The organism is Streptomyces sp. NPDC047515 (genome assembly GCF_040643055.1).
Classification (GTDB): Bacteria; Actinomycetota; Actinomycetes; order Streptomycetales; family Streptomycetaceae; genus Streptomyces.
On record NZ_JBEYTM010000130.1, the window covers coordinates 1 to 5392 of the forward strand.

Below are 5392 nucleotides of genomic sequence, written 5' to 3' on the forward strand. Positions count from 1 at the left end.
GTGCTGCACTACGCCAACTTCAGCGGCCTGCGTCAGTACCTCGGTGGTGGGCGCAGCGTGTCGGACCTGCGCGAGATGCCCTTTGTGGAAGCGCTGGGTGCTGTGGAGGACTTGGTCGGCGAGTTCCGGGTCGCTACGGGAAGGGCCGTCCATGAGGACCTTCCGGTCGGCTCCGGTGCCGCGGGCACGGTGGGGGGCTTCCACCGCTTCTTCGAGCGGGTGAGCAGCGGACGCTTCCGGACGCTCTTCGATGTGCCGGAGGGCCGGCCTGTTGAGGTTCTGTTCGCTGGTGCGGCCGCTGTCGCGGGTGTGCTGAGCTCGGGCGGGCGCGATTGGCTGTATCGCATGGCGGTTGCGTTCGGTGAGCGCGGCTTCGGCGGTCCTGGGCCGCACGTGCGCTGGCTGGCGCCTGCCCGGCTGGTCCAGGTCCTGCACTGGGCCGATGCCCGGGCCGGAGGGCCGATCGGGAGTGGGCAAACGCTGTCGCGGCTGCGTGGCATGGAGCCCGAGACCGCCGTCAGGCATCTGACCGATCTCGCCCGGCGGTTCGAGCAGGACGAGCAGTTCGCACCGGAGAGGGCACGGGGCCAGACGGTCTGGTCGGAGCCGGGGCAGCGCCCTGACCCGGAGACGGTGCTGGACGACCTCGAAGCGTGGGTGGCCGACATGATGGACATCAGCGTCGAGGCATACTATGAGCTTCCTGAATATGGTGTGACGCCGGTTCAGATGATGGGCTACCTGCGCACCATCAGCATGGAGCCCGTGGGCCTCGATGTGCCGGGGCTCGGCGCCGACGTCGTGCCGCTCCACCGGGTCGGCACCGCCGACCTGGTGGATCTGGTCCACCTCGTAGACCTCCTGGAATGCCTGCCTGACGGCGAGATGCGGGCGGCTGCAGAGGGCGCCGGGCTTGCGCCGTCCATGGGACCGTTCCTGCTCCGGCTGGCCAACATCCTGCGGCTGGGACCGGGGCAGTTCCCCCTCCTGCGGGTGGTGCGCGGTCCCTTGCTGAACAGCCTGCGCGGCGGGCAGGGGCCGCAGACCTGGCTGGCGGACGTCTTCCTGCCGTTCCTGGCGGACCAGGGCATCGATACCGAGGCCTTGTACGGCGGATCCGAGTCTGAGGTGCTGTTCGTGCGGAGGCTGCTGGAGCGGCTGCACGGGCTGGGGCTGAACATCGACGAACTGCCGGGCCTGGGCGAGCGTGCGCAGTCGCAGCTGATGACGAGCGGAACCGTCGAACCGGGCGCCTACGGAGATCTCACTCCCGAGCAGCGGCGTGTGATGTGGAAGTCCTTCACTGACGGTGAGGCCCCTGACGGCGAGTTCGTGCGTACGTGGCGGGCCGGGCAGCTGGGGATGTCGCCGGAACGGTACGACGCGCTGGTGGAGCAGCCGTGGTTCGACGCGTACTGGCTGCGGCAGTTGGGAGAGAGCCTCGGGGTGGGCGAGGACCTGAGTGTCCTCGTCAGGCTTGCCGAACGGTTGGAGGCCATGCCGTGGGGTCTCGTGGAACTCGTCGACGCCACCCCCGGGACGACACCACAAGCCCTGGTGGACTGGGTGCTGGGCGAGCCCAGCACGGTGCAGCGCATGCTGGGTTCCGGTGTGCTGCGGTGGCCGCCGATCTTGGGTACGGACGGCGAGTCCAACCGCCGCCGGAACCTCCACGCCAAGGTCTCGAAGCAGGTGGGCCGGGCGGTGTTGACTTCCGGACGTGGTGCCGCCGGACGACTGGCCGCGCAGCTGTCGCGGGAAGCCCGGGACAACGGTGAGCATTGGATCGGCACGGAGGCCCAGCGGCTGGCCCGCACATCGGGCGGCGCCGACCGGTTCCTGAATTCGGGCTCGGGCTCGGGATCCGCGTCGGGATCGGGATCAGGCTCGGGCTCGGGCGCTGCGTCGGGCCCGTCGCGCACGAGGCCCGACGCCACTTCGACGACGGACGATGTCGCCGCGACGACCAACGACGCGCTGTCACAGAGGTCCGACGACGCGCTGTCGCAGCAGTTCGACGACGCCCCGTCGCAGCGGTACGTCGACGAAGTGAACCGGTACGCGCACCACTGGGGGCTTGATGCGGAGCAGGCCGCGACGCTGTTGGCGCACGTTCAGGAGCTGGGGCACTTCCCCGAAGCGGTCGTCGGCCTGACCCAGGCGTTGGGGGTTGGCCCCAACCAGGTCTTCGTGCTGGCGGGGCGGCTGGGTGTGGAGCCGGAGCATCTGGTGATGGTGTCGGACGAGCTGTCGGAGCTGCTGGGCCGTTTCTCGCCGTCGGAGCAGGCTTCGCGCGGCGCAGACGCGCTGCGCCAGTACCTGGAGGAGGCGGGATTCCGCGCGCAGGACCTTGGATGGTTCGTGGGATCCAGGGTGCAGCTGCGCCTGCAGGACCTCCTCGGTTTCCGGCGGTTCGTGGGGGAGTGCGGGTTCGCGTTGGAGGATCTGCGGTCCGGTGAGGCGGATGCCGATGTGCTGGTCAGGGGGTGGCTGAGGGAGCGGAGATTGGCAGCCGCTGCGGCGGGTGTGGCGTTTGGGGAGCACCGGGCGCGGGCTGAGGCCCTGGTGTCCGACGCGGGCAGGGCGCCGACGTTGAGGGCGGCCGCGCAGCGGCTGCGGGAGGCCTCGGAGGCGCTGTTGTTCCTGCGGGACTCGGATCTGGCGTTGTTGTTCCCGCAGGACATTGCCACGCTGTATCAGGAGCGCCGCGGGGCGGGTCTGCAGGACAATGAGGGATGGGAGGTGCCGGAGGGCTGGGTCGAGTCCATGAGGTCGCAGTTCGATGTGCTCGGGCTGCGCACGGCTGAGGACTGGGCGGCTTTCGCCCGCCTGATCGAGGCCTGCCCGGGCCTCTTCGCCACCGGGTCGAGGCCGGGGCAGGGTCAGGAGGGTTCGGGTTCGCAGACTGTGCCCGACTGGGGCCTCGGTTCGGCCCGTTACCCGTCGCTCGATCAGTTCCTGAGGAGCGTCCTCCGGCTCGACCTGGCGGCGCTGCGCGATGAGCCCCTCTGGGCCGGGGTGGCGAACCGCCTCTTCGCGGAGATGGCGAAGTTGTCGGAGCTGCCCGGGGTGCGCAGCGACCCGCGCGCACTCGAAGACCTCGGCGAGCGCCTCGCCGGGGAGGTGGTTGGCGGTATCGTGCGGCCGGGGCTCCAGGAATGGATGGATAGCCAGGACGAACACACCGTAAGCCGCTGGATGAGCTACGAACTCGCGGGCCGGCCGTTGGGGCCGGTGGTGCGCGCATGGGCACAGGCGAACGCCGCCCGGGATTACGCCTCCCTCCGCGGCATGAACAACGAAGTGACGCGGGTCTTCGTCGAGCGCCCGTTGCCGGTCGGTGTGGACGTCACCGCAGTGATGAAGTTGGCGCGCGACTGGGAGCTTGATGCGGAGCAGGCCGTGACGCTGGTGGCGCACGTTCAGGAGCTGGGGCGCTTCCCCGCCGAGGTCGTCGGCCTGACCCAGGCGTTGCGCGTTGGCCCCAACCAGGTCTTCGTGCTGGCGGGGCGGCTGGGTGTGGAGCCGGAGCATCTGGTGATGGTGTCGGACGAGCTGTCGGAGCTGCTGGGCCGTTTCTCGCCGTCGGAGCAGGCTTCGCGCGGCGCAGACGCGCTGCGCCGGCGCCTGGAGGAGGCGGGATTCGTTCCGCAGGACCTTGGTTGGTTCGCGGGATCCGGGGTGCAGCTGCGCGCGCAGGACCTTGTCGGTTTCCGGCGTTTCGTGCTGGAGAACAGGTTCACGTTGGAGGGGCTGCGGTCCGGTGCGGTGGATGCCGGTGTGCTGGTCAGGGGGTGGCTGGAGGCGCGGAGAGGGGCCGCGGCGGCGGTTGTGGCGTTCGGGGAGCACCGGGCGCGGGCTGAGGCCCTGGTGTCCGACGCGGGCAGGGCGCCGACGCTGAGGGCGGCCGCGCAGCGGCTGGGCGTGGATGCCGCGCACCTGGCGCTGTTGTTCCCGCAGGACATTGCCACGCTGTATGGGGAGCGCTGGAGGGCGGGTCTGCAGGACAACGCGGGATGGGAGGTGCCGGAGCGCTGGGTTGAGTTCATGAGGTCGCAGTTCGATGTGCTCGGGCTGCGTACCGCTGAGGACTGGGCGGCTTTCGCTCGCCTGATCGAGGCTTGCCCGGAGCTTTTCGCCACCGGGCAGGGGCAGGGGCAGGGGGGTTCGGGTTCGCAGACTGTGCCCGATCTGGGCCTTGGTTCGGCTCGTTACCTGCCGCTCGATCAGTTCGTGAGGAGCTTCCGGATCGACATGGCGGCGCTGAGCGGCGAGCCCGTGTGGGCCGGGGTGATGAACCGCCTCTTCGTGGAGATGGCGGAGTGGCCCGGGCTGCGCAGCGACCCGCGCGCACTCCGCGACCTCCAATCGCGCCTTGACACGGAGGTGAACGACAACCTGCAGCCGGAGGCGCGTGAATGGTTGGGTAGCCAGGACGAACGCACCGTATGGCGCTGGTTGGGTTATGAGCTCGCGGCCCGGCCGTGGGGGGAGGTGGTGCGTGCGTGGGCGCTGGCGTATGCGGAGCGTCAGGGTGCCCTTGATGACTCCGGGCCGTACACGGACAGCGCGCCCCGTGTACGGGCCGCGCTGGACGGGCTGGACGTGCTGCCTGACTTCTCGGAACATGATGCCGAGGCCGGGCAGCTCCCGTCCCATGCGTCGGTGCAGTCTGCACCGCTGCTGGAGCCGGAGTCAGAGTCGCTGTTGGGGTCGGAGCTGAGTGGTCCGCCGCCGGCTTATCCGGGGCCCGTTCGTGTTCCTGCTTCGGCGGGTGTGCGGGACTGGGCGGTTCGTGTGTGGGGGGTTGAGGGGGCGCGGGTCGAGGGGTTCAGTGCCCACGAGATCGTGGCCCTGGAGGCGTTGCGGCAGCGGCTGGGCGTTCGGCAGATGGAGAACCTGCTGAGCGTGGTGGCGGGGATGGGGGAGGTGCCGTCGGTCGCCGATCTGGTAGGGGCCGCGGGCGTCCTGGGGCTCAGGGATGTCAAGGACCTGTACCGGGTGCTGAAGCGTTTTCCGGTCCGGCTGGATGAGCTGCACCGGCTGGCCGGGCAGCGTGAGCTGGCCGATGTGTTCCGGCCGCTCAACGGTGCGTGGGCGCTGGTGCGTGACCGTGTGGTCGAGCGGGTCGCGAGCCGTTTGCGTGACCTGGTGCAGAACGGGTCGCAGGAGCCTGTCGGCGCGGGGCCGCACTCCGGCGTCGATGCGGTGACCGGCTCGCAGGAGCCGGGGCTGTCACGCGGGTCCGGGCCCATCGATGGGACCGGTCTGTCCAGCGAGTCGGGTCAGGTGTCCGTGGCAGAGGCGGGTGGCTCCTCGTCGGTTCCGTCCCAGCACGTGCGGTCGGCAGGGGACGCGGATGTCGAGCAGGTGCTGAGCGGGTTGGCGGGGG

Annotated in this window: 1 pseudogene; it reads left to right on the top strand. The window is 70.2% G+C overall.

The features are described from left to right. Nucleotides 1-5392 (top strand): annotated as a pseudogene (locus ABZ826_RS38775) (hypothetical protein); the annotation flags it as partial.